The sequence below is a fragment of the Limnospira indica PCC 8005 genome (genome assembly GCF_000973065.1).
GTDB classification, from domain to species: domain Bacteria; phylum Cyanobacteriota; class Cyanobacteriia; order Cyanobacteriales; family Microcoleaceae; genus Limnospira; species Limnospira fusiformis.
In genome coordinates, this window is sequence record NZ_FO818640.1 from 1720967 (window position 1) to 1743567 (window position 22601).

Here is a 22601-nt window from a genome sequence, read left to right on the forward strand (position 1 = left end):
CCCAACAGAGTAGGTTGGGTGAAACCCAACAGAGTAGGTTGGGTGAAACCCAACACTAGGCAAATCAGCTTTTTTTGCAAATCACCGGAGTTTTCTAAATGTCTAATTCTGGCAATACCCAAGCGATCGAAAAACTCGCCGCCGAAATTGGCGAAAACGTTTATATGGATATTACCAAATGGAATTTATACCTAGGTGATGCCAATTTACACACCCCAGTTGCGGAAAAACTCTATCCCATATTAGAAGAAGCCGCCGACTTAGAGGAAGAAACAGTCATTAACATTCTGAAAGATACCCCCGTGAAGTTGGGGGGTGGTAAAACAACCCTTTCCCTAGCGGATCTAATTCCCAGCCGGGTAATTACCGATTTAATGAAGCTGTTGGAAGAGTTCAAAAAAGATATGTAAATTGCGACTAGGTGCGTCAGTAGGTCAAACGCGCCTGGTCTGCTATATATAGGTTTGTCAGATGACTAAGACTAGAAATTGGCAATTATTATTAATTGGTCTGACTGCCTCAAGTTTAGGTATGATTGGGGTAGTTGTTCCCTGGTTAGGGGTAGCGATCGCCACAGAGGGAATTACCCTAATTAGTGCTAATACTGATGAACTAACAGCCACAGAAGTTAATGCGATCGCCGCCGAAATCACCGTCCGCATTGAAGGTCCCAAAGGTGGTTCTGGGGTAATTGTCGAAAAACAGGATCACACCTACTATGTGCTAACCAACTGGCACGTCGTCAACCGAATTGGGGACTATGAAATCATCACCGCAGACGGTCGTCGCCACTCAGTCTACTATAGCCTAATTCAACGGATACCCGGACTAGACTTAGCGATCGTCCCCTTCAGTAGTTCCCAACGCTATCAGATAGCAACCATGGCGAACCCTGAGAGCGTCAATGTAGGAGATACCGTCCATGTAGCAGGATGGCCGAGATCCGGTAGTAGTTTAGGACAAAGGCTTTTTTTCAGTAGCCAAGGACAAGTTACCCACCGCCAAAATCGCCAACAGGGTTACAGCCTAGTATATACCAATCTAGTCCGCAGTGGTATGAGTGGCGGTCCGGTTTTAGACTCTCGCGGTAATCTGATTGGCATTAATGGTATTGTTCAATTTGGGCTAAACCCGGATACCATTGCAGCCGCAGCTATTGAAATTAATCGATTTTGGCAGTGGCGGAAAACAGCAACATTGCCATCTATCCCCACACCGCCTCAGCCGGTCGCTAGAGAGGATATACCCACAGTAGTTAGTCCCCCCACTTTGCCGGTTACAGGGGGTGCGAATGGCGCACCAGGAGCCGCTGAGGGAGGATTTGCCATGGCATCCCGGTTTAAACAAACATCAGGACAAATAATGGCGATCGCCACTACAGACTCCCTGGGAATTAGTGGCAATAGCAATGGCACAGTTGACATCTGGAATTTAGCCACGGGGGGATTAAGACAGTCCTTTTCCGCCCATAATAGGGAAGCTACCAGGGTGTTAGTCACTCCTAATGGTCAGCAACTAATCACCGCCGGAGAAGATGGGATAATTAGAATTTGGGATCTGGCGGCGGGTTTACAAACAGGTAGCTTTTCTCCTGTACAAACCATAACCGGACATAATAGCGCCATATTAGCGATCGCCATTAGTTCCGACGGCAAAACCCTAGCCAGTGGAGGCTGGGACGGTAGCGTTAAATTATGGGATCTGGCAACTGGTTCCCTACAACAGACCCTAGAGGGACATTCCCAACTGGTGGGAGCGATCGCCATTAGTCCCGATGGTAAAACCTTAGCCACAGGTAGCCGCGATCGTACTATCCGGCTGTGGAACTTAGAAACAGGAGCGCTAAAGCGGACCCTAGAAGGTCACGAACTCTCAGTTTTATCTTTAGCGATCAGTCCCAATGGAGAAATCCTCGCCTCTGGTAGTGCTGATGGGACTATTACCATCTGGAAACTAGACAACGGACAACCGATCCGCCGTCTCAGCGGACATAGAGACGGGGTTTGGTCAGTGGCGATCGCTTCTAATAACCAAACTCTGGTCAGTGGGAGTTGGGATAAAACCGTGAAAGTCTGGAATCTCACCAGCGGCACCATAGAAGCCAACCTAGGAGGTCATACCGGTTATGTGACCGCTATTGCTATCAGCTCTGATCAAACCATGATTCTCAGTGGGGACTGGGATGGAGAAGTGAAAGTCTGGAAGCGTCCCTAATCCCCCACCTTGGGGGGACTTGTTGTTATAAAACCCTCAACAAACTAGGAAAGCGATCGACGATATCCATGTGTTTTAACTCATCTAGGGCGGCACGGAAATTTCCCTCTCGCACATCATGGGTGACCACCACAATCTCAGCTTGTTTCCCGTGGGTGTCAATTTGCACAATTGATTCTATGCTGACTTCATGGTTGCCAAAACAGGTTCCCAATTTACCAATCACTCCTGGTAGGTCGCGGGTAATAAATCGGGCGTAGAATCGGGTGATTAATTCTTCTATGGGGGCGAGTTCACAATAATGTTGGTGGGTACAAGTCATCAGGGGATGGGCGGACTCGGCTAAACCATGGGGGGTGTTAGTGGTGGTGATAATTCCGGCAATATTGAGAATGTCCGAAACTACGGCGCTGGCGGTAGGTCCCGCTCCCGCTCCCGGACCGAAAAACATCACTTGTCCGATAGGTTCCCCTTCGATGAAAATGGCATTATTAACGCCGTTAATACTGGCTAGGGGGTGGAGTTTCGGCACTAGGGTAGGATGCACCCGCACGGATATATTATCGGTATCAGATTCAAGGCTACGGGAGGCGATCGCTAATAGTTTAATGGTAAAACCTAGGCGATCGGCATAGTCAATATCGGTGGCACTAATTCCCCGAATTCCCTCACAATAGACTTGCTCAAGTTTAATCCTTTCCCCAAAAGCTAGGGATGCCAAAATCGCGATTTTATCTGCTGCATCCAAACCATCCACATCAGCCGTGGGGTCTGCTTCCGCATAACCCAATTCTTGCGCCTGTTGCAGAACTTCATCAAAGTTCGCCGCCTCTGCCTGCATCCGAGTTAGGATATAGTTAGTTGTACCGTTAACAATACCCATAACTGTATTAATCCGGTTAGCCCCCAGGCATTCCTTCATGGGTTGAATAACTGGTATCCCCCCACCTACAGCCGCTTCTAGGAGAACATAAACGCCTTTTTGGTTGGCGGCTGAGAAGATTTCCGCCCCATGACGGGAGATGAGGGCTTTATTGGCGGTGACAATATGTTTCCCATGGTCGATCGCCTTGAGGATTAGCGATCGCGCTGGTTCAACTCCCCCAATCAACTCTACCACAATATCTATTTCTGGATCGGTGACGATCGCTTCTAAATCTGTGGTTAATAGGTTTTCTGGTAATGCGATCGTCCGGGACTTGGAAAGCGATCGCACCCCTACCCTCACCAGTTCGATTTCTTTGAGCAGGGGATGGCGACCCTCACGATCTAATAAAATTGCAGCAGTTCCCTGACCAACGGTTCCCAATCCCAATAAACCAATTTTGAAAGCCACGATTTCAACCTATCCATCAACACTTCTATCAACCATTTTGACACAAAATAACACCGGAGCCTTTCCGCCGGGTTCTTTAGATGGCAGTCCCAAAGCCACGCGCCGGCTACGCCGCAGTCCGATCTAGTGAGGGCGATCGCCACCATTTTAAACTATAATAATCCACATCAACAACCTTTCACATATTGGCTACCTAATGGGAAATACCTGGGGGTAAAGAAACCCAGTTTCTCCCTGGGGGGGTCAAGAAACCTAGTCGTAGGTTGGGTAAAGCGAAGCGACACCCAACAAATTCAGGTATTGTGGGAGGTAAAGAAACCCGGTTTCTAGTCGTAGGTTGGGTAAAGCGAAGCGACACCCAACAAATCCGGGTATACAAATTAGGCGATCGCTCCCCATTTCTCAGGGTCGGTTTCTCCCTGGGGGGGTAAAGAAACCCGGTTTCTAGTCGTAGGTTGGGTAAAGCGAAGCGACACCCAACAAATCCGGGTATACAAATTAGGCGATCGCTCCCCGTTTCTCAAGTTCGGTTTCTCCCTGGGGGGGTAAAGAAACCTAGTCGTAGGTTGGGTAAAGCGAAGCGACACCCAACAAATCCGGGTATACAAATTAGGCGATCGCTCCCCATTTCTCAAGGTCGGTTTCTCCCTAGGGGGGTAAAGAAACCTAGTCGTAGGTTGGGTAAAGCGAAGCGACACCCAACAAATCCGGGTATACAAATTAGGCGATCGCTCCCCGTTTGTCAAGGTCGGTTTCTCCCTGGGGGGGTAAAGAAACCCGGTTTCTTTGAGAAACCGGGTTTCTAGTCGTAGGTTGGGTAAAGCGAAGCGACACCCAACAAATCCGGGTATACAAATTAGGCGATCGCTCCCCGTTTCTCAAGTTCGGTTTCTCCCTGGGGGGGTAAAGAAACCTAGTCGTAGGTTGGGTAAAGCGAAGCGACACCCAACAAATCCGGGTATACAAATTAGACGATCGCACCTTGAGCGATCGCTTCTTTCATTGATGCTAAATAAACCGGTTTTCTGTCTGGGTAAGAGAGGCAGCCCGAGCCGGTGACGACATCAATTTTAGCCGCTTTGGGGGCGGGTTATAAATAGACTTTGCCAGAGGGGGTAAATGGCGATATTAATAATGCGATCGCCTGGTTTTCATGGCAGCCATTCCATAATTTCTGGGGGAATAGTTGCCCTTCCCTCTGGGGTGATTCCGGTCAGTGCCATCAGGGGGTAATTCCATGGGTGGGATGCCATCTATTTTAACCGAAATGTAGCCGAATTGTGCAGGTAAAATCCCTAAAATAGCAGCAGGTCGGGGCAAAAAAAACCCAGTTTCTGGCAGGATAGCGATTCCTTCACAAAGATTTAAGAAATCAACCGGGTGTCTCAGGGTTGGTCAGGGGGTAAAATGGGGGTGACTTCTCCCGGTGCGCCGCTATGGATGAACAACGAGTGCAAGCCTATCTCTCCCTAATTCAAGAACTCCTCACCTGTCCGAGTGGGGAGGAACCGGATATCCTCAACCAGTCCAGTGAGTTGGTGGATGAGGGGTTTGTGCAGGTGTGTGAGCAGGTGGCGGCACAGTTGCAGCAAGGGGGACAAGAGGACGAGGCGGCGTTTCTGCGGAATGTGGCGCAACAGGTGGGGGCGTTTTTGGCGCAGCGGGGGACTGGTGGAAATCAGCAAGCGGCGTTACTACAATTTTGGGAGCAACTGCTGCAAGCACAAATGCAGGGCGATACAGTCGCCGTACATCAGGTGATGCGGCAAAATATGGGGTTGATTGTTCCCGCCTTGGGGGATACGATTGCCCAGTCAATGCCAGAACTTCTCGCTCAGAATCCCGACGATGCTGAAGGAGTAGCAGCCTTAGTCCAAGATACCTGCATCAGTATTCAACAATTCCCCTATGGCAGATATGCAGAAGCGGGAACAGTTCCACCCAGACCCAACAAGCCCTAGAAAATGCCTACCGTAGCTTCCAAGAAGCCCTAGACCAGGTGGAATATCTCCGGGGTGAAATTGGAGCCGATAGTGAGGGCTATAAACGCAACTTTAATGAACAATGGAACAAAGTTTATCGCGGCATGGTGGAAGTGTGCCTAGAATTGGGCAGATACCAGGATGCCATTGAATATGTAGACCGCAGTAAAGCCCGCAACTTGGTGGAACTCATTGCTACCCGTGACGCTTATCCGGGGGGCGTGATTCCCGAGGACATCGCCCAACAGTTGAAAGCGCTCAAAATCGCCATTTACCAAGAAGAACGCCGCCTGCAAGAGGAGGACAACCCGGACACGACCCACCTCAACCAATTGCGGCAACAAAAGCAGCAAATCGAACCCTACAAACCCCTGCATTTTCAGGCGATGCAAGAGTTACTGGATGAGGACACCGCCATTTTGGAATGGTACATTCTGGGCGATAAATTCCTCACCTTCACCCTCACCGCCCAAAGTTTCAATCTCTGGACATCTTCCCAGGAAGACCTACAGCAACTCATCGACTGGACAAGAAACTACCTTACCGACTACTACACCAACAAAGACCAATGGCGCAATACCCTAGCCCAACGCCTGGAAGAACTCCCCAAAATCCTGCATCTGGATGAAATCCTGCACAACCTACGGCAAAACTTCCCCAACTGCCAAAAACTAATCCTCATCCCTCACCTGTTGCTGCACCTGTTCCCCCTCCATGCTTTACCCGTTACCACAGAAGAGGGTAAGACCTACCTACAAGACCTCTTCCCCAAAGGCGTGGGTTATGCCCCCAACTGCCAAGTCCTGCAACAAGCCCAAAACCGACAACGCCCCCACTTTAACCGCCTCTTCGCTATCCAAAACCCCACCCAAGACCTCCGATTCACCGATATGGAAGTGGAAGCCATCCAATCCCTGTTTAACCCCCACAAAGTCCTCAAACATGACCAAGCCGAAAAAGCCGCCCTTGATGCCGAAACCCTGAAAAATGCCCACTGTACCCACTTTTCCTGTCACGGCTATTTCAATTTTGAAGATGCCCTCAAATCTGCCCTCATCCTGGCTAAAAGCGAATTTACCCCCCCGCCGCCAACGGATGACCCCAGCCGCTATCTGCCCCTAGAAGATGACAAACTGCTGGACCTGCAAAAATGTCTCACCTTAGAGGATATCTTGCGCCTAGACCTGACCAGTTGCCGTCTCGTCACCCTCTCCGCCTGCGAAACGGGTATCACCGACATCACCTCCACCAGTGATGAATATATCGGTTTACCCAGTGGCTTCATTTTGGCGGGTTCTCCCAATGTGGTCAGTACCCTTTGGGCGGTGGCGGATATCTCTACGGCGATTTTTATGATTCAGTTTTATCAAACTCTCCAGCAGCAACCTGAACTGTCCGTGGTTCTGGCGTTGCGGCAGACTCAGACTTGGTTGCGGGAAGCCACGGTGCAAGATTTGTTAGACTGGGTGGATAGCTGTGAGGTGATTAGTGAGAAACGGCGGGAGGAAATGCAAAAAAGACTCACCTTTAGCTATTGGAAAAATAAACTCGATGCTAAACGGTTTGAGTCTCCTTACTACTGGGCAGCATTTTGCGCGATTGGCGCGTAAAATTATGAGACTGCCCTTGTCTGTATTTTAGTCGTTAAGCCCGGTTAGGATAATTATGAACCCAGAAGAAATTATCAGCGGTTTTCTATCAGTTTGGGAAAACAACCCAGAACTGTTTAACCATCAAGAAATGTCGGACAGTTTAGAAGACTTGCAAACCCAATTGGCTGAGTTGGAAACTGCATCAGATCAAGAAATAGCCGATTGTTTGGAAAATTGGTTTTCTAATTATGAGGCGATCGCCGATGCAGTGGATGCAGCGAGTACCCGCAAGCTAAGAGGTGCTGACAATGATTCCCCCAACACAGAGGACACGGCTTATATAAATCTCTATCCGAAAATTACCGAAATTCTGCTAACCCGCGCCCCGAAAATGGGCAAAAAAGAGGGGCAATCTTGAGGGTTTTTATGGAAAGTTTTAACAATTAACTCAGGAGTTTTATAAATGTCATCCCCAGCTATTCAAGACTTAGTGAATCTAGTTGAATCCTTACCCGATACGGTTCAAATCCAAGTGATTGAACATTTGCGAGACTATATCGCCGATTTACAGGATGAACAACGGTGGGATACCGCCTTTAATCGGACTCAATCTGCCTTAGTCACTGCGGCACGTCACGCCAAACAACAACACGCTGCTGGACAAGCAACTCCCCTGAATGATAATCAGTTATGATGAGAATTTTCGCCCCCAACCTCTATTTATGTGCGTATCATCTCCGCAAGGATAACACCCAGGGAGAAACACACCCCCTCTGGGAAAAAGAGTTTATCGCATTTTAGCCGAGGGGATAGACTTAGAGAGTATTGTAAACTTAATTACTGAGGATTGAGACTAAAGAGATGGGTAGGCCCATCTCCCGAACTTTTAGGTTTTGAGGGGATTGGGAGCTAAGAATCATCATAGCAGGTCTGGTCTGAAGGGCGGTCAAACCTTGCCAGCAGAGCTTGTACCAGTTGGGGAGAAGCCCGAAAATTCGTCATCTTTAACAGTTCTTCTAATGTGGTTGGAAAATCGATCCAGTTGCGCCGTCCAGCTTCGCCTAAAATGCCTAATAAACCAATAATTTTAAGACCTTGTTTTTGGGCAGCTTGACGAGCCGCTAAATCATCGACGATGAGCAAATCGGCACTAATTGATTGTGCCAATAGGATAGCGGCTTGTTCCCCGCGATGGAGGCGTTTTAGGTCGGGTTGATTCATGGGGGGTGTCTGCTGAATTTGTAACCAGGGAGGAGGAGCGGCAATCCATGTTTTTAAAGGGGATGGCGCAGCGATCGCCTGCATTTCTTCAGCGACAATATCGGGAATAATGATTGGGTTGTAAAACCTTGGAAGTAGCTCAACTTTATGGATCAGGATTAGATAAAGAATGGGTGATGTATCGCAAACAACAATCATCAAACTTTTTACTGATTCTGAAGGGTATTGAGGGTTTGCAAATCTTGTTCAAAATCAGCTAAACTGTAGGGATAATAGGCTCCTTTTTGCTTGAGGAGATGCTCGACTGCAAAACGGTCAAGGTTGAGGATATGTCCAACTTCAGCAGCGGTAATCTGTTGGGCTTCGTAGGCGTCAATCACGAGGGTTTCGAGAATCCGCTGCGAAAAATTATCCAGGTTGGGCTGGAGTTGCTGAATGTATTCGTCGGGAATTTCAATGGTGATTTGCATGGGATGTTCTGGGGGATGTTTTGTCGAGTGTAACGGGTTATTTCCTGAAAAGTAAGGGGTATATTGTCCGGCTGAACCTCGGAATTTTACGGGGAGAATGGGAGTCCTGATTTGACGGGCAGCTATGGATAAAGACCTGCAATGGGGTGGCATAAGCCCACTCTATTCAACGGCTGCTCCTTCAACAATAGCTGGTTCCATTTCTGCTAGAGAAACGGGTTTTCTGTCTGGGTTTTAGAGAGAGCCGGATAAAGTACGGACATCAATTTTAGCCGCTTTTGGGGCGGGTTCTAAATCGACGTTGCCATCTGGGGACATGGCGAGATGAATTGGTTCGCCTGGTTTGACTTGCAGCCAGTGGATAAGTTTTGGGGGAATCGTTAGTGCCATCAGGGGGTAATTCCATGGGTGGGATGCCATCTATTTTAACCGAAATGTAGCCCAATTGTGCAGGTAAAATCCCTAAAATAGCAGCAGGTCGGGGCAAAAAAAACCCAGTTTCTGGCAGGATAGCGATTCCTTCACAAAGATTTAAGAAATCAACCGGGTGTCTCAGGGTTGGTCAGGGGGTAAAATGGGGGTGACTTCTCCCGGTGCGCGGCTATGGATGAACAACGAGTGCAAGCCTATCTCTCCCTAATTCAAGAACTCCTCACCTGTCCCAGTGCAGTAGATGATATTATCAACGGTCATCTGGAGTTGGTGGATGAGGGGTTTGTGCAGGTGTGTGAGTTGGTGGCGGCACAGTTGCAGCAAGGGGGACAAGACAACCAGGCGGGGTTTCTGCGAGATTTGGCGCAACAGGTGGGGGCGTTTTTGGCGCAGCGGGGGACTGGTGGAAATCAGCAAGCGGCGTTACTACAATTTTGGGTGCAACTGCTGCAAGCACAAATGCAGGGCAGCACAACAGCAGTACATCAGGTGATGCGGCAAAATATGGGGTTGATTGTTCCCGCCTTGGGGGATACGATTGCCCAGTCAATGCCGGGACTTCTGGCTGAGAATCCTGACCAAGCCGAAGGGGTAGCAGCCTTAGTCGAAAATACCTGCATCAGTATCAGCGACTTTCCCTATGGCAGATATGCAGAAGTGCAAGAGATTGCCATTCGCGGCTATGGGGTGGTGCTGGAACTGCGGGCGGATAACCCCCCAAAACGGGCGCAAACCCTGACTAACCTCGGAGTTGCCCGCCTCACCCAAGCCGAGATGGGCATCGACCCCACCGCCAATCTGGAAAGGGCAATGACTGCCTACGATGAAGCCGCCGGGATTCGGCGCCGGTTGGGGTTAGACAAAGACCTCTCCTCTACCCTGAATAACCTCGGAGTTGCCCGCCGCACCCAAGCGGAGATGGGCATCGACCCCACCGCCAATCTGGAAAGGGCAATGACTGCCTACGATGAAGCGGCCGGGATTCGGCGCCGGTTGGGGTTAGACAAAGACCTCTCCCACACCCTGACTAACCTCGGAAATGCCCGCCGCACCCAAGCGGAGATGGGCATCGACCCCACCGCCAATCTGGAAAGGGCAATGACTGCCTACGATGAAGCGGCCGGGATTCGGCGCCGGTTGGGGTTAGACAAAGACCTCTCCTCTACCCTGACTAACCTCGGACTTGCCCGCAGCACCCAAGCGGAGATGGGCATCGACCCCACCGCCAATCTGGAAAGGGCAATGACTGCCTACGATGAAGCGGCCGGGATTATGCGCCGGTTGGGGTTAGACAAAGACCTCTCCCAAACCCTGAATAACCTAGGGAATGCCCGCCGCACCCAAGCGGAGATGGGCATCGACCCCACCGCCAATCTGGAAAGGGCAATGACTGCCTACGATGAAGCGGCAGGGATTATGCGGGGGTTGGGGTTAGACAAAGACCTCTCCAGAACCCTGAATAACCTCGGAGCTGCCCGTTACACCCAAGCCGAGATGGGCATCGACCCCACCGCCAATCTGGAAAGGGCAATGACTGCCTACGATGAAGCGGCAGGGATTATGCGGGGGTTGGGGTTAGACAAAGACCTCTCCAGAACCCTGACTAACCTCGGGGCTGCCCGCCTCACCCAAGCGGAGATGGGCATCGACCCCACCGCCAATCTGGAAAGGGCAATGACTGCCTACGATGAAGCCGCCGGGATTCGGCGCCGGTTGGGGTTAGACAAAGACCTCTCCCAAACCCTGACTAACCTCGGAGCTGCCTGCTACACCCAAGCGGAGATGGGCATCGACCCCACCGCTAATCTCGAAAGGGCAATTACTGCCTACGATGAAGCGGCAGGGATTCGGCGCCGGTTGGGGTTAGCCCGCGACTTAGCAGGAACTTTGAATAACTTTGGTTTTGCCTACCAAACTCAATCTCGCCTCGCTGGGAACAATCCCACCCAGACACAACAAGCCCTAGAAAATGCCTACCGTAGTTTCCAGGAAGCCCTAGACCAGGTGGAATATCTGCGCGGTGAAATTAAAGCCGATAGTGAGGGCTATAAACGCAACTTTAATGAAGAATGGAATAAAGTTTATCGCGGCATGGTGGAAGTCTGCCTAGAATTGGGCCGATACCAGGATGCCATTGAATATGTAGACCGCAGTAAAGCCCGGAACTTGGTAGAACTCATCGCCACCCGTGACGCTTATCCGGGGGGCGTGATTCCCGAAAACATCCGCCAACAGTTGCAATCTCTCAAACTCGCCATTACCCAAGAAGAACGCCGCCTGCAAGAGGAGGAAAACCCGGACACGACCCACCTCAAGCAACTGCGGCAACAAAAGCAGCAAATCGAACCCTACAAACCCCTGGATTTTCAAGCGATGCAAGGGTTACTGGATGAAGAAACCGCCATTTTGGAATGGTACATCCTGCCGGGTAAATTCCTCACCTTCACCCTCACCGCCCAAAGTCTCAACCTCTGGACATCTTCCCAGGAAGACCTACAGCAACTCATCGACTGGACAAATGCCTATCGTCGAGATTACTACACCAACAAAGACCAATGGCGCGGAACTCTAGCCCAACGCCTGGAAGAACTCGCCCAAATCCTGCATCTGGATGAAATCCTGCAAAACCTGCGGCAAAACTTCCCCAACTGCAAAAAACTAATCCTTATCCCCCACCGCTTCCTGCACCTGTTCCCCCTCCATGCCTTACCCGTTCATCTTCCCTCATTCCCCAACCCTCTTCTCCTAGATGGGGAGAAGGGTGCTAATTTCCCCTCTTCTCCCCTCTACCAAGTTGGGAGAGGGGCTGGGGGTGAGGGCAGTGAGGGCAAATTCCTCCAAGACCTCTTCCCCAAAGGTGTCACCTATGCCCCCAACTGCCAACTGCTGCAACAAGCCCAAAACCGCCCCCGCTTTAACTTTAAGCGCCTCTTTGCTATCCAAAACCCCACCGAAGACCTGGGTTGGGCTGATGTAGAAGTCGAAACCATCGGCACCCTCTTCCCCAACCCGGACATCCTGGAGACAGAAGAAGCCACTACCGCCAAACTCCTGGACAACCAACACCAGGAACTCCTCCGCCAAACTCATCACCTGTTCTTCTCCTGTCACGCTGCCTTTAACCTTAACTCCCCCCTGGACTCCGGCTTACTCCTGGCGGATGGAGTCCTCACCTTAGAAAACATCATCGCCAAGCTGAACCTGAGCAATTGCAGCCTGGTCACCCTCTCCGCCTGCGAAACGGGACAAGTCGCCGTTGACCGAACCGACGAATATATCAGCCTCTCCAGTGGCTTTATCCTGGCGGGTAGCCCTAGCGTCCTGGTTAGCCTCTGGTCGGTCAATCAGGTTTCTACCGCCCTGCTGCTGATTAGAACCTACGAATTGCTGCAACAACAACCGGGTAAACTCGCCCAAGCGTTGCAGGCGGCTCAAAAGTGGCTGCGAGAAACCACCGTCAGCGGCTTTGAACAATGGCGAGAAAAATGCCCCCTATTTTCTGACGAGTGGCGCGATGAATTACAACCCATTTTTGCACAGATGGGGGAAAATCAAGAGGAGGGGGTCAATCATCGCCCCTATCAATCCCCCTACCACTGGGCTGCATTTTGTATCGTTGGAGAAGGAGAACAAGCTATGGCTAGTGATGCCAAAAAAATCGCCGTTTTTACCGCCCTCCTGGAAGAAAATCCCGATAATTGGATTGCTAAACACGGGGAAAGTTTACTGGAATTACGGCAGCAACTGGGTGATGATGAGGAAAAAAATGCCGCCGCTATTGAAGGGTGGCTGCAACAGCGTCAGGACTTATACGAACAATACACCGCTAAACTCGCCCCCCGTAAACGCAGTTTAAGCCTCAGTGGTGAAAAGGGCGTTTTTAAAACTAAACCCACTGGAAAGGATAACTCTTTAGCTGACCAAATTGAACAAGCGGTTAAAAACCCCACTAACCTAGGCAATTCCGAACCTTCTCCAGACCCAAACCGTGAAAAACCTCAGTCTTAGTCTCTTTGCTTTCCACCTGTGTCAATCCTTAGATGATGCACCGGATACCCACAGCCCAGATGCGGGTTTTTTGTGGAATGATTTGCGAGAATTTGCGGCAAAACTCGACTTTCCGGAACTCAAAAAGTTCACGGAACCGACGGACGCAAACCCAGAACATAACATCGATTTTGCAGGGATTAAAATCGCGGATATCTCCCTAGGGGGAAACCTCAGCACCTTTAAAATGAACGATACCTATTCTGCGGATTTAACCCTGTATTTCGCGGATGAAAAGGCTGATTTTTCCCCAGAAAAGGTGGCGATATTTCAACCCCAAGCGTTAATCGATGTGAGGGCAAATCTGGGCAAGGTGCTATGGTTGAGTGGTGAAAGTGAGGATTTAAATCAACTGGAATTGAGCAGCGCCAAAGAGTGGGCAAAAAACTTGTGTCCACAGGCTGAATATATGACGGAAGATAGGCTGTTTAATTGCCCGTTGTTTATCTTCGCGGCTGAGTCGGTGACGATTTTAATTTCCCTGGCTAAACCGGGTGCGGTAGACTTAAAACGCGCCCAAGATAATTACCGTAATCTGCGGAATTTATTCTGGAATTATCAGAAAATTGTGGTGGCGGCGGGACTGGCGAAAGATGGTTATCAAGGCGCTAGACACCTCTACAGTGAGCTGGAAGGCAAGGTAAAGGAGTTTAACCAGGTTTTCCGGTTGGAGACACCGGAGGAACGCCTAGAAAGGCTGGATGCACTGTTACAAAGCATTCCCCAAAAGCTACTGGACTATAACTGTAAATTGCGCGACCTCAAAGCACATTATACCACAACTGAGGTGAATTTGCAAAACTTCCAGAGGTCTCTGTCCCATATCCTGGCTGAAAAATCAGACGATCGCCTTTCCTACTGGTCAGATTTTGCCACAACAAAGGCTCCCCTGCGTCTCCAGCAAATCAAAACCTATATCGACTATCTCGAACCCGGTCAAGTGCTATTTAGCGATTTGATTAACAGCATTCGCGCGACCACTGAACTGGAACAAGCGAAAAGCGATCGCCAACGTCAACAAGCCGAAGCAGCCTACTACAAACAACAACAAGACGCTAACCAGGACTTACAAGACCATATCCAAGCCGTGGGTGTGGGAATTGCGGCGGGTGCGATCGTCGCTTCAACTTCGGGGTTAATCACCCAACCTTGGCGGTTGCCTAGTCGCGATCGCTTTTGGCTTTGGCCGCATCCGTTTATTATAGCATTGTTGGGGAGCATATTTTGTTCATGGGGTGCGTGGTGGGTGGCAGAGAGATGGATTAAAAAGGGACGACCAAAGGATAAGTGAACGGGGTTTGTCGGTGGGGGGGTCAAGAAACCCGGTTTCTTTGAGAAACCGGGTTTCTAGTCGTAGGTTTGGTAAAGCCAAGCGACACCCAACCCACAAAGTTTATAATCCGAAGGAGTTGGATGTTAGGAAAGAATTATGAGCATTTACTTGGGGATTGACATTGGTGCTAGTACCGTTAAACTGGGATTATTTGAGCCAGAAAAAGGGGTCATCGGAGAAAGGTTAGATCGTCCCAGCAGCGCCTCTGAGGGTCCCGACGCTACCGTAAATGTGATTCAAACCGCCACCCATGAGCTACTCGCAGCCAATGATCTACAATTCCAGGATTTAAAGGCGATCGGTGCTTGTTGTCCGGCTCCCATTGATGCCTCGGGAATGTGTGTTTATCCTACCAATATTGATCGCTCTTGGCAAGGGGTGAATATTGCCCAAAAACTCTCGGAGACTCTCCAGTTACCCGCTCTCCTCCTCAATGATGGAGACGCGGGCGCTTACCGGGAATACAGCATCCGCGAGGCTCAAAATCAGGCTTCTTCTGTCATGGCTCAGTTTATTACGGGAACAGGATTAGGCGGCGCTTTGATTGTCAACGGGAAAATCTGGTCGGCTCCCGCAGTTTCCGCAGAATTCGGTCATATTTGTATTGATAGCTCGGAAAATGCCGACCTGTGCGGATGTGGTGCGAGGGGATGTGCAGAAACCAGAGCCTCTTTATTGGGTCTGAGAAATATGGTTAAACACCGACAGGCTAAGGGGAATGTACCGGAAGCGTTACAAGGAGATCCCATGGAGGTGGCGAAAAACCTGCGTCGCTTGGGTCAAATGGATGAGCCTCTGTCGGATGTTGTGGCTATTTGGCAAGAGTATTTTACCAGCCTCGGTATAGCGGCTCGTAATGTGGTCAATACCATAGGCTGTGACCTGATTGTGATTTCTGGGGGAGCGCAAGAAAAGGAAAAAACGGCATCGGAGGGAGCATATCAACGATTCAAACAAAATGCGATCGCCTGGGTTCGTCAGGAAATTGACCATAGTTTCCCCCATCTCACCCAGACCAGGGTGGAATGGTCTATTGATACGCTCCCAGATAGTGCTGCTTACGGTGCGGCTCAATATGCGAGTGTAACCGCGAACTCGTAGACACCCAACAAATTCAGGTATTCGGGGGGGTGAAGAAACCCGGTTTCTTTGAGAAACCGGGTTTCTAGTCGTGATTTCACCCCACCTACAAATTATGCGATCGCTAAATGTACAGAAGTGGCGATCGCTTCTCGTTGTTGGGTATCATATCCCCATCTCTCCAAAAAGTCTTGATAGGGTCCCTCTCCCGTTTGGGAAGTTTCCAGAAGCTGCTGTAGTAAAGATTTGACTGGTGGTAAATTGAGGCCTTGAATTAACTCAATACAGCGCGATCGCACTAAGTCCGAACTGGCAGCCATATCCTCATTTTGGTGGCGATGATGATAGACTACCATGGCGGCGGACATCGCCAAATTTTTCACCAATAACTCCGAGACTATCTCAGGAGAAGATTCTAACGCTTTTTGGATCTCTGGTGTCATTTGTTCAGGAATAGGGCGAGTATCCGTGAGGTAGGTCACAAAAAATCCCCTCGCCCCATTTTCCGAATGAACCAGTTTGGATATAGCCGCCGCCAAGTCTGAGTCCGAGATACTTCCCGCTTGGGATTGATCAATCAGAGATTGGGTAATGGCGATCGCATCTTCAAAGGTAATATTTTCCGGGATTGAGACAGAATAGATCATGATCGAACTAATTGAAATGTTTTGGGGTATTGCATAAGTTATGGCAATTATATCTTCTCACAATTCCCGCCCACATAAGCCAGCCCGCGAACCTTCATCTACCTATCAGGTGAAGCCACCAGCGGAGGAGTCCCTACTGATACCATCACCCACCTCTGAGGAAAAAAACAATCCCAAACCCGAAGAAAAAATTAGACCCCAACAACTAGCCGACTATATTGGTCAACGGGATCTCAAACAGGTATTGGAAATTGCGATCGCCGCTGCTAAGTCTCGCCGGGAACCCCTCGACCATTTGTTACTTTATGGACCTCCCGGACTCGGTAAAACTACCATGGCGCTAATTTTGGCAACAGAAATGGGCGTCAAATGCCAAATTACTACTGCGCCTTCCCTGGAAAAACCGAGGGATATTGCCGGACTTTTGGTTAATCAAAAACCCGGAGAGATTTTGTTTATTGATGAGATTCACCGCCTCTCTAAAATGGCCGAAGAAATCCTTTATCCTGCTATGGAAGACTCTCGTTTAGATATCACTATTGGTCAGGGACGTAGTGCCAGGACGCGCAGCATTCCCTTAAATAAGTTTACTATTGTCGGCGCAACTACCAGAATCGGTGCTTTGACTTCTCCCCTGCGCGATCGCTTTGGGTTAATTCAACGTTTGCGTTTTTATGAAGTTGATGAACTCGCCCAAATTGTCAACCGTACCGCTAAACTATTAAAAACTCCCATTACTCCCGAAGGTGCCTTAGAAATTGCCCTACGTTCCCGAGGAACTCCCCGAATTGCTAATCGTTTATTAAGACGGGTACGGGATTATTTGGAAGTCAAAGCATCCGGGGATATTACCGGAGAAATTGCCGCGATCGCCTTAGAATTATTTAATGTAGATCCCCTCGGTTTGGATTGGACGGATCAGCATTTACTCCGCATCATTATCGAAAATTTCAATGGGGGACCCGTCGGCTTGGAAACCCTAGCAGCAGCCAGCGGCGAAGATGCCCAAACCTTGGAGGAAGTCCAGGAACCCTATCTTATGCAAATTGGCTTTATACAGCGGACTCATCGCGGTAGAATCGCCACCGCTAAGGCTTGGCAACATTTGGGTTATGAACCACCACAAAAACAGCTTTCTTTGTTTGGTTAAATCACCCCCACAATCTCTATATTACCGCTACTCTCGCTTAACCTGACTCTCCTTCTCGAACCCCGCAACCACCTGATCAACTGTTAAGTTAGCCATCGGGATTTGCAACTCCTGCGAAATGCGATCCAGTGGTTTCATTGAGGACATAACCAACCGACTAAAAAAGCTGGTAAAACTGCTATCTATTTCTAGTTTATCATGGAGGCGGGTATCCTGCTCAATCCACTGGGTAATTTGGTCTAGAGTTACTGAGGCGATCGCACATTCTTGTTGCTGGGAAATTTCCCGTAAACAGCGCAGCGCATAAATAGCCAGACGGGTGGCAAACTTCTCCTTAGATGACAACAAAGCTGCATCTACCTTAACCGCTTCTTCTGGCGTTAAAAATTCTCTATCTGTCTGCATCATAATTAGATAATTACACTATTTCCACAAGATTGGGGAGGCCGCCAGTTAATGACTAATAATCAGATAACCACAACGATGCTCACCATTAACTAGCCAATGAGTCCGTTCTACGGTACAATCATATAGTACAGCCGCAAACATCTCTAACTCATGGCCGCAGACACTCGGAAAAGACTCAGCCACACTAGAAATCGCGCAGTTATGTTCTGTGAAAATATAGCGTTGCTCACCCGTGGCGACTTCCTCTTGAGTCTCTACGGCATACCACTCAGCCATATAACCTTCCCCTTGGCGAATTTCCGCCAATTTAGCTACGCGATCGCCTACTGGACCAGTCCCCACCCGTTGGCGATACTCCATGGCTTTTCTTTGCCACTGTTTGTGTAAAATCTGGCTAACCTGTTCGGGTCCCACGGTTTCAGCCAAAGTATCCAGGAAAGAAATTGCAAATTGATCATAACTATTCGGAAAGCGATCGCGTCCCTGACTGGTTAGGCGATAGATATGTTGGGGCCGTCCCATCCCTATCTGTACAGACTCATAATTGATCAACCCCGACCCCTGGAGATCCTTGAGATGCCGACGGGTGGCTTGGGGACTGATATCGAGAGCCTCCGCGAGTTCCTGAGCCGTAGCCTGATGACGTTTCAGAAGATATTGGAGGATGTCCTGCTTAGTCGAATGCTGTTGGGTCGTGGTCATCATGTTCACAAAAATTCAAAAAATTTTGGCTTTGACAATACAGTTGTTGCTAATGTAACCTAAAATAGACTTAAATAACAAATAGGTTGTTTAAGTCCCAGACAGTGGGACTTGGGATCTGCCATCCCGTGGGAGTTTGTCCAGGTGATGAGCCGGGACACCAGACCGTAAACCAAACCAACACAAGAGAACACAAGATATATGAGTGCTTCAGTCAAAACCCTAGTTAACCAGCCCTATAAATACGGCTTTGTTACTGATATTGAGTCCGACACCATCCCCAAGGGGTTGAGTGAAGATGTGGTGCGGCTGATATCAGCGAAAAAAAATGAGCCGGAATTTATGTTAAATTTCCGTCTCAGGGCTTATCAGCAGTGGCAGAAAATGGCTGAACCCACCTGGCCCCATGTTCACTATCCCCCCATTGACTATCAAGACATTATCTACTATTCCGCCCCCAAAGTAGAGAAGAAAAAAGGCAGTTTAGAAGAAGTAGACCCGACCCTAATAGAAACCTTTGAGAAATTAGGGATTCCCCTATCCGAACAGAAACGGCTGGCTAATGTAGCAGTGGATGCCGTCTTTGATAGTGTGTCCATTGCCACCACTTTTAAAGAAAAACTCGCCGAAGAAGGGGTAATTTTCTGCTCAATTTCCGAAGCCGTAGAAAGCCACCCAGAACTGATTGAGAAATATTTGGGGAGTGTAGTTCCCGTCGGTGATAACTACTTCGCCGCCCTCAACTCAGCCGTATTTAGTGATGGTTCCTTCGTGTACATTCCCAAAGGGGTTAAATGTCCCATGGATCTGTCTACTTATTTCCGCATTAATAACGGTGAATCTGGGCAGTTCGAGCGCACCTTAATTGTAGCAGAATCTGGCAGTTCTGTCACCTATTTAGAAGGCTGTACCGCCCCCATGTTCGATACCAACCAATTACACGCCGCTGTAGTCGAATTGGTCGCTTTGGATAATGCCACCATCGAATATTCTACCGTGCAAAATTGGTTTGCTGGGGACGAAAACGGGAAAGGCGGAATTTATAACTTTGTCACCAAGCGGGGACTCTGTAAAGGCGTAAATTCTAAGATTTCCTGGACTCAGGTAGAAACCGGGTCAGCCATTACTTGGAAATATCCTAGTTGTGTGTTGGTCGGTGATAATTCCGTCGGAGAATTTTACTCCGTCGCCCTCACCAATAACTGTCAACAGGCTGATACCGGAACCAAAATGGTTCATATTGGCAAAAATACCCGCAGCACTATTATTTCTAAAGGTATTTCGGCGGGTCGGTCTGCGAATAGCTATCGTGGCTTAGTGAAAATGGGTCCGAAAGCTGTGGGGGCGCGGAATTATTCCCAGTGCGACTCTATGTTAATTGGCGACTGTGGACAGGCTAATACTTTCCCTTATATTCAAGTCGAAAATAGTACCGCCAAGGTAGAACATGAAGCCTCAACTTCTAAAATTGGGGAAGACCAATTGTTTTACTTTACTCAACGGGGAATTTCTGAGGAAGATGCTGTGTCTATGATTATCAGCGGCTTCTGTAAAGATGTGTTTAATAAATTACCCATGGAGTTTGCAGCCGAAGCCGATAAACTGCTGAGTCTGAAACTAGAAGGCGCTGTCGGTTAAACTATCTATTTCCCTGGGAGATGGTGGGGTTTCCTGTTGAAAACCCCCTAACCTAATTACGTCAGTTAATCACTAACACCAATCACACACATTTAGAGGTTGAGAATGATTCAAGAAAACAGTCCCGTGATTTTGTCCGTTAAGAATTTAACCGCTACCGTTGATGGTAATTCTATTTTAAAAGGCTTAAACCTGGAAATTAAAGCCGGGGAAATTCACGCCATCATGGGTCAGAATGGGTCGGGAAAAAGTACCTTTTCTAAAATCTTAGCCGGACATCCTGCTTATGAAGTGACCGGGGGCGAAGTCACATTTTTAGGACAAAATCTCCTGGAATTAGAAGCTGATGAACGCGCCTTAATCGGTATATTTTTGGCTTTCCAATATCCCATCGAAATCCCTGGGGTTAGTAATCTGGATTTCCTGCGGGTGGCTTACAATTCCCAACGGAAACATCGGGGCTTAGATGAGTTAGATGTGTTTGATTTTGAGGATTTAATCCACGAAAAATTAGAGGTGGTGAAAATGCGTTCAGAGTTTCTGGAACGTAGCGTTAATCAAGGCTTTTCTGGGGGTGAAAAGAAGCGTAATGAAATCTTGCAGATGGCTTTATTAGAACCGAAATTAGCCATTTTGGACGAAACTGATTCCGGCTTGGATATTGATGCGCTGAAAATTGTCGCTAATGGTGTGAATCAATTGGCTAATGCTGAAAATGCCATGCTGGTGATTACTCACTATCAGCGGTTATTGGATTACATTGTCCCTGATTATGTTCATGTCATGGCTGATGGCAGAATTATTAAAACTGGTGCTAAGGAATTGGCGCTAGAGTTGGAAAAACAGGGCTATGATGATATAATTGAAGCAGCCACAGTGGGGGTGTAGTTAATGATTCAGATTCAAGAAAAACCAGAACTTTCCTATTTGAATCAGTTACTTAATCGGGTAACGGGTTCTCTTCCAGTTCCGGTGAGTTTCCCTTTGGAAAGAAACATTGCCGAACAGTTACAAAATATTCGTGATAATGCCGCCAGTTGGGTTAAGGAATTAGCTATTCCTACCCGTCGCCATGAAGATTGGCGATTTACCGACCTTTCCGCTTTGTTGGAATTGCCTTTTCAACCAGCCACAGCGGTAGAACTTTCCCGAGACGAGATTTCACCTTTAATCTTACCGGAAGTTAAAGGGACTAGGTTGGTTTTTGTGAATGGTTTTTACTCCCCCCAACTGTCCTGTTTAGATAATCTTCCTGATGGAGTATTTGTCGGAAATTTAGGACAACTCGATAAACCATTATCCGATAAGTTGGGGAACTACCTAACTCAACAACCCGACAGCCAGGAAGTTTTTACCGCCCTCAATACTTCCTCTTTGGCTGATGCTGCGGTGGTCTGGGTTCACCAAAATCAAGTCATTGATACGCCCATTCATCTGCTATTTATTTCCCTCAGTAGCAGCCAACCTGTAACCAGTCAACCTCGGACTTTAATTGTCGCTGAACCCGGAAGCAAAGCCACAGTAATTGAACACTACGCCACCGCGAATATTTTGGGTTGTTCAGACCGCACCCAAAAAACTCCTTATTTCACTAACACAGTGACAGAGTTATGGGTTGGTGACAATGCCGAATTACAACATACTCGCCTTCAACGAGAATTGGCTTCATCTTTCCATATTGGTCGCACTGTAGTTTCCCAAGGGCGCGATAGCCGTTATACTGGTAACGCGATTAGTTTGGGGGCGAAATTGTCTCGCCATAACTTCGATATTCACCAAACGGCTGCGGGAACCGAAACTCAGCTTAATGGTTTAACTCTGGTCAACGGTCAACAGGTCGCTGATACCCATAGCGCGGTATTTTTGAACCATCCCCATGGTGTCATCAATCAATTACATAAAGCTATTGTGGATGACCGCGCTCATGCTATATTTAATGGTCGGATTGTGGTTCCCCGAGCGGCACAAATGACTGATGCGACTCAACTGAATCGTAATCTGTTGTTATCGGCTAAAGGGCGGGTTAATACCAAACCTCAATTAGAAATTGTGGCTGATAATGTCAAATGTGCCCACGGCGCAACTGTTAGCCAATTAGAAGCGGATGAGATTTTCTATCTGCGGAGTCGGGGACTGGATGAAAAAACCAGCCGTAACCTGTTAATTGATGCTTTTGCGGCGGAAATTTTAGAGAAATTGCCTTTGGTTTCTCTCAAGCAAATTTTAGCTCGCTGTGTGGCTTGTCGCACTGACGAAGGGGAAATGTAAAGGGGGTTAAGGGGGGGGATTAATTTTTGATGACTAATCAACTATCTCCCCTCACCTCTGCTATCTTGATGATGGGGGAGT

23 protein-coding genes are annotated in these 22601 nt (G+C 48.6%); 13 read left to right on the top strand and 10 right to left on the bottom strand.

Annotated features, from left to right (window positions below; genetic code table 11):
• The first annotated feature begins 98 nt into the window (after positions 1-98).
• Together XZ46_RS07595 and XZ46_RS07600 are read left to right on the top strand one after the other, a co-directional pair.
• Positions 99-410 (top strand): DUF3181 family protein, encoded by a 312-nt coding sequence (locus tag XZ46_RS07595; protein WP_006620674.1) that lies wholly within the window; start codon positions 99-101, stop codon positions 408-410.
• Positions 411-471: 61 nt separating this feature from the next.
• Entirely contained in the window at positions 472-2214 is a 1743-nt protein-coding gene (locus tag XZ46_RS07600; RefSeq protein ID WP_008049426.1) for a trypsin-like peptidase domain-containing protein, read from the top strand.
• A 25-nt stretch (positions 2215-2239) separates the two neighbouring features.
• On the opposite strand, the gene XZ46_RS07605 is transcribed toward XZ46_RS07600, so the two are convergent.
• From XZ46_RS07605 to XZ46_RS34040, 4 genes are all read right to left on the bottom strand, one after another.
• Complete coding sequence (locus tag XZ46_RS07605; RefSeq protein ID WP_008049428.1) at positions 2240-3550, bottom strand: homoserine dehydrogenase; 1311 nt, start codon at positions 3548-3550, stop codon at positions 2240-2242.
• 380 nt (positions 3551-3930) lie between these two features.
• A complete protein-coding gene (locus XZ46_RS34030) occupies positions 3931-4296 on the bottom strand; it encodes a hypothetical protein (protein WP_174447136.1) in 366 nt (121 codons plus the stop codon).
• Entirely contained in the window at positions 4271-4432 is a 162-nt protein-coding gene (locus tag XZ46_RS34035; protein ID WP_157234379.1) for a hypothetical protein, read from the bottom strand. Before XZ46_RS34035 ends, XZ46_RS34030 begins: the two co-directional genes overlap by 26 nt.
• 246 nt (positions 4433-4678) lie before the next feature.
• The gene (locus tag XZ46_RS34040) at positions 4679-4870 is read right to left on the bottom strand and encodes a hypothetical protein (protein WP_008049429.1); all 192 of its coding nucleotides are present in this window, start codon (positions 4868-4870) and stop codon (positions 4679-4681) included.
• Positions 4871-4986: 116 nt separating this feature from the next.
• Between XZ46_RS34040 and XZ46_RS36375 the strand changes: the two genes are divergently transcribed.
• From XZ46_RS36375 to XZ46_RS07630, 4 genes are read left to right on the top strand one after another with little or no spacing between them, the layout of a single operon-like run.
• Entirely contained in the window at positions 4987-5511 is a 525-nt protein-coding gene (locus tag XZ46_RS36375) for a hypothetical protein (protein ID WP_008049430.1), read from the top strand.
• Positions 5512-5549: 38 nt separating this feature from the next.
• Entirely contained in the window at positions 5550-7142 is a 1593-nt protein-coding gene (locus tag XZ46_RS07620; RefSeq protein WP_008049432.1) for a CHAT domain-containing protein, read from the top strand.
• Positions 7143-7197: 55 nt separating this feature from the next.
• Entirely contained in the window at positions 7198-7542 is a 345-nt protein-coding gene (locus XZ46_RS07625) for a hypothetical protein (RefSeq protein ID WP_008049434.1), read from the top strand.
• A 45-nt stretch (positions 7543-7587) separates the two neighbouring features.
• Positions 7588-7818, top strand: coding sequence for a hypothetical protein (locus tag XZ46_RS07630; protein ID WP_008049435.1), 231 nt, complete (start codon positions 7588-7590; stop codon positions 7816-7818).
• A gap of 215 nt (positions 7819-8033) precedes the next feature.
• On the opposite strand, the gene XZ46_RS07635 is transcribed toward XZ46_RS07630, so the two are convergent.
• The 3 genes from XZ46_RS07635 to XZ46_RS35295 all read right to left on the bottom strand — a co-directional run bounded on the left by XZ46_RS07635 (position 8034) and on the right by XZ46_RS35295 (position 9205).
• Positions 8034-8543: a PIN domain-containing protein gene (locus tag XZ46_RS07635; RefSeq protein WP_008049436.1), complete on the bottom strand. Its 510-nt coding sequence runs from the start codon at positions 8541-8543 to the stop codon at positions 8034-8036.
• Between the two features lie 8 nt (positions 8544-8551).
• On the bottom strand, positions 8552-8968 hold the full coding sequence (locus XZ46_RS36380) for a UPF0175 family protein (RefSeq protein WP_228116507.1): 417 nt from the start codon (positions 8966-8968) through the stop codon (positions 8552-8554).
• Between the two features lie 81 nt (positions 8969-9049).
• Entirely contained in the window at positions 9050-9205 is a 156-nt protein-coding gene (locus XZ46_RS35295) for a hypothetical protein (protein ID WP_008049440.1), read from the bottom strand.
• 213 nt (positions 9206-9418) lie between these two features.
• On the opposite strand from XZ46_RS35295, the gene XZ46_RS07650 reads away from it, so the two are divergent.
• From XZ46_RS07650 to XZ46_RS07660, 3 genes are all read left to right on the top strand, one after another.
• Entirely contained in the window at positions 9419-13255 is a 3837-nt protein-coding gene (locus tag XZ46_RS07650; protein ID WP_008049442.1) for a CHAT domain-containing protein, read from the top strand.
• Positions 13236-14585, top strand: a complete 1350-nt coding sequence (locus XZ46_RS07655; protein WP_008049449.1) for a hypothetical protein — start codon at positions 13236-13238, stop codon at positions 14583-14585. The genes XZ46_RS07650 and XZ46_RS07655 overlap by 20 nt, the downstream gene beginning before the upstream one ends.
• A gap of 138 nt (positions 14586-14723) precedes the next feature.
• Positions 14724-15728 (top strand): ROK family protein, encoded by a 1005-nt coding sequence (locus XZ46_RS07660; RefSeq protein ID WP_008049451.1) that lies wholly within the window; start codon positions 14724-14726, stop codon positions 15726-15728.
• A gap of 92 nt (positions 15729-15820) precedes the next feature.
• On the opposite strand, the gene XZ46_RS07665 is transcribed toward XZ46_RS07660, so the two are convergent.
• Positions 15821-16354, bottom strand: coding sequence for a sll1618 family protein (locus tag XZ46_RS07665; RefSeq protein ID WP_006620656.1), 534 nt, complete (start codon positions 16352-16354; stop codon positions 15821-15823).
• 40 nt (positions 16355-16394) lie between these two features.
• Here XZ46_RS07665 and ruvB point away from each other — a divergent pair, with 40 nt between their 5' ends.
• A complete protein-coding gene (gene ruvB, locus XZ46_RS07670) occupies positions 16395-17504 on the top strand; it encodes a Holliday junction branch migration DNA helicase RuvB (RefSeq protein WP_008049452.1) in 1110 nt (369 codons plus the stop codon).
• Between the two features lie 27 nt (positions 17505-17531).
• Here the strand turns inward: ruvB and XZ46_RS07675 are convergent, their stop codons facing one another.
• Together XZ46_RS07675 and sufR are read right to left on the bottom strand one after the other, a co-directional pair.
• Positions 17532-17912 carry an NDH complex assembly factor CRR9 gene (locus XZ46_RS07675; protein ID WP_006620654.1) on the bottom strand — a complete coding sequence of 127 codons (381 nt, stop codon included), beginning with the start codon at positions 17910-17912 and terminating at the stop codon, positions 17532-17534.
• A gap of 45 nt (positions 17913-17957) precedes the next feature.
• Positions 17958-18617, bottom strand: coding sequence for an iron-sulfur cluster biosynthesis transcriptional regulator SufR (gene sufR / locus XZ46_RS07680; protein ID WP_006620653.1), 660 nt, complete (start codon positions 18615-18617; stop codon positions 17958-17960).
• 198 nt (positions 18618-18815) lie between these two features.
• Between sufR and sufB the strand changes: the two genes are divergently transcribed.
• From sufB to sufD, 3 genes are all read left to right on the top strand, one after another.
• Positions 18816-20252, top strand: a complete 1437-nt coding sequence (sufB, locus tag XZ46_RS07685; protein ID WP_006620652.1) for a Fe-S cluster assembly protein SufB — start codon at positions 18816-18818, stop codon at positions 20250-20252.
• 105 nt (positions 20253-20357) lie between these two features.
• The gene (sufC, locus tag XZ46_RS07690) at positions 20358-21140 is read left to right on the top strand and encodes a Fe-S cluster assembly ATPase SufC (RefSeq protein ID WP_008049453.1); all 783 of its coding nucleotides are present in this window, start codon (positions 20358-20360) and stop codon (positions 21138-21140) included.
• 3 nt (positions 21141-21143) lie between these two features.
• Positions 21144-22520 (top strand): Fe-S cluster assembly protein SufD, encoded by a 1377-nt coding sequence (gene sufD / locus XZ46_RS07695; RefSeq protein ID WP_008049454.1) that lies wholly within the window; start codon positions 21144-21146, stop codon positions 22518-22520.
• The last annotated feature ends 81 nt before the right edge of the window (positions 22521-22601 follow it).

What these genes read in the sequence shown, in the direction of transcription:
- XZ46_RS07635 (WP_008049436.1), bottom strand. Translation starts at nt 8,543, where the DNA reads ATGATTGTTGTTTGCGATACATCACCCATTCTTTATCTAATCCTGATC.
- sufR (WP_006620653.1), bottom strand. Translation starts at nt 18,617, where the DNA reads ATGATGACCACGACCCAACAGCATTCGACTAAGCAGGACATCCTCCAA.
- sufD (WP_008049454.1), top strand. Translation starts at nt 21,144, where the DNA reads ATGATTCAGATTCAAGAAAAACCAGAACTTTCCTATTTGAATCAGTTA.
- sufC (WP_008049453.1), top strand. Translation starts at nt 20,358, where the DNA reads ATGATTCAAGAAAACAGTCCCGTGATTTTGTCCGTTAAGAATTTAACC.
- ruvB (WP_008049452.1), top strand. Translation starts at nt 16,395, where the DNA reads ATGGCAATTATATCTTCTCACAATTCCCGCCCACATAAGCCAGCCCGC.
- XZ46_RS35295 (WP_008049440.1), bottom strand. Translation starts at nt 9,205, where the DNA reads ATGGCACTAACGATTCCCCCAAAACTTATCCACTGGCTGCAAGTCAAA.
- XZ46_RS07660 (WP_008049451.1), top strand. Translation starts at nt 14,724, where the DNA reads ATGAGCATTTACTTGGGGATTGACATTGGTGCTAGTACCGTTAAACTG.
- XZ46_RS07675 (WP_006620654.1), bottom strand. Translation starts at nt 17,912, where the DNA reads ATGATGCAGACAGATAGAGAATTTTTAACGCCAGAAGAAGCGGTTAAG.
- XZ46_RS07625 (WP_008049434.1), top strand. Translation starts at nt 7,198, where the DNA reads ATGAACCCAGAAGAAATTATCAGCGGTTTTCTATCAGTTTGGGAAAAC.
- XZ46_RS07665 (WP_006620656.1), bottom strand. Translation starts at nt 16,354, where the DNA reads ATGATCTATTCTGTCTCAATCCCGGAAAATATTACCTTTGAAGATGCG.
- sufB (WP_006620652.1), top strand. Translation starts at nt 18,816, where the DNA reads ATGAGTGCTTCAGTCAAAACCCTAGTTAACCAGCCCTATAAATACGGC.
- XZ46_RS07630 (WP_008049435.1), top strand. Translation starts at nt 7,588, where the DNA reads ATGTCATCCCCAGCTATTCAAGACTTAGTGAATCTAGTTGAATCCTTA.
- XZ46_RS07650 (WP_008049442.1), top strand. Translation starts at nt 9,419, where the DNA reads ATGGATGAACAACGAGTGCAAGCCTATCTCTCCCTAATTCAAGAACTC.
- XZ46_RS07595 (WP_006620674.1), top strand. Translation starts at nt 99, where the DNA reads ATGTCTAATTCTGGCAATACCCAAGCGATCGAAAAACTCGCCGCCGAA.
- XZ46_RS36375 (WP_008049430.1), top strand. Translation starts at nt 4,987, where the DNA reads ATGGATGAACAACGAGTGCAAGCCTATCTCTCCCTAATTCAAGAACTC.
- XZ46_RS07600 (WP_008049426.1), top strand. Translation starts at nt 472, where the DNA reads ATGACTAAGACTAGAAATTGGCAATTATTATTAATTGGTCTGACTGCC.
- XZ46_RS36380 (WP_228116507.1), bottom strand. Translation starts at nt 8,968, where the DNA reads ATGCCACCCCATTGCAGGTCTTTATCCATAGCTGCCCGTCAAATCAGG.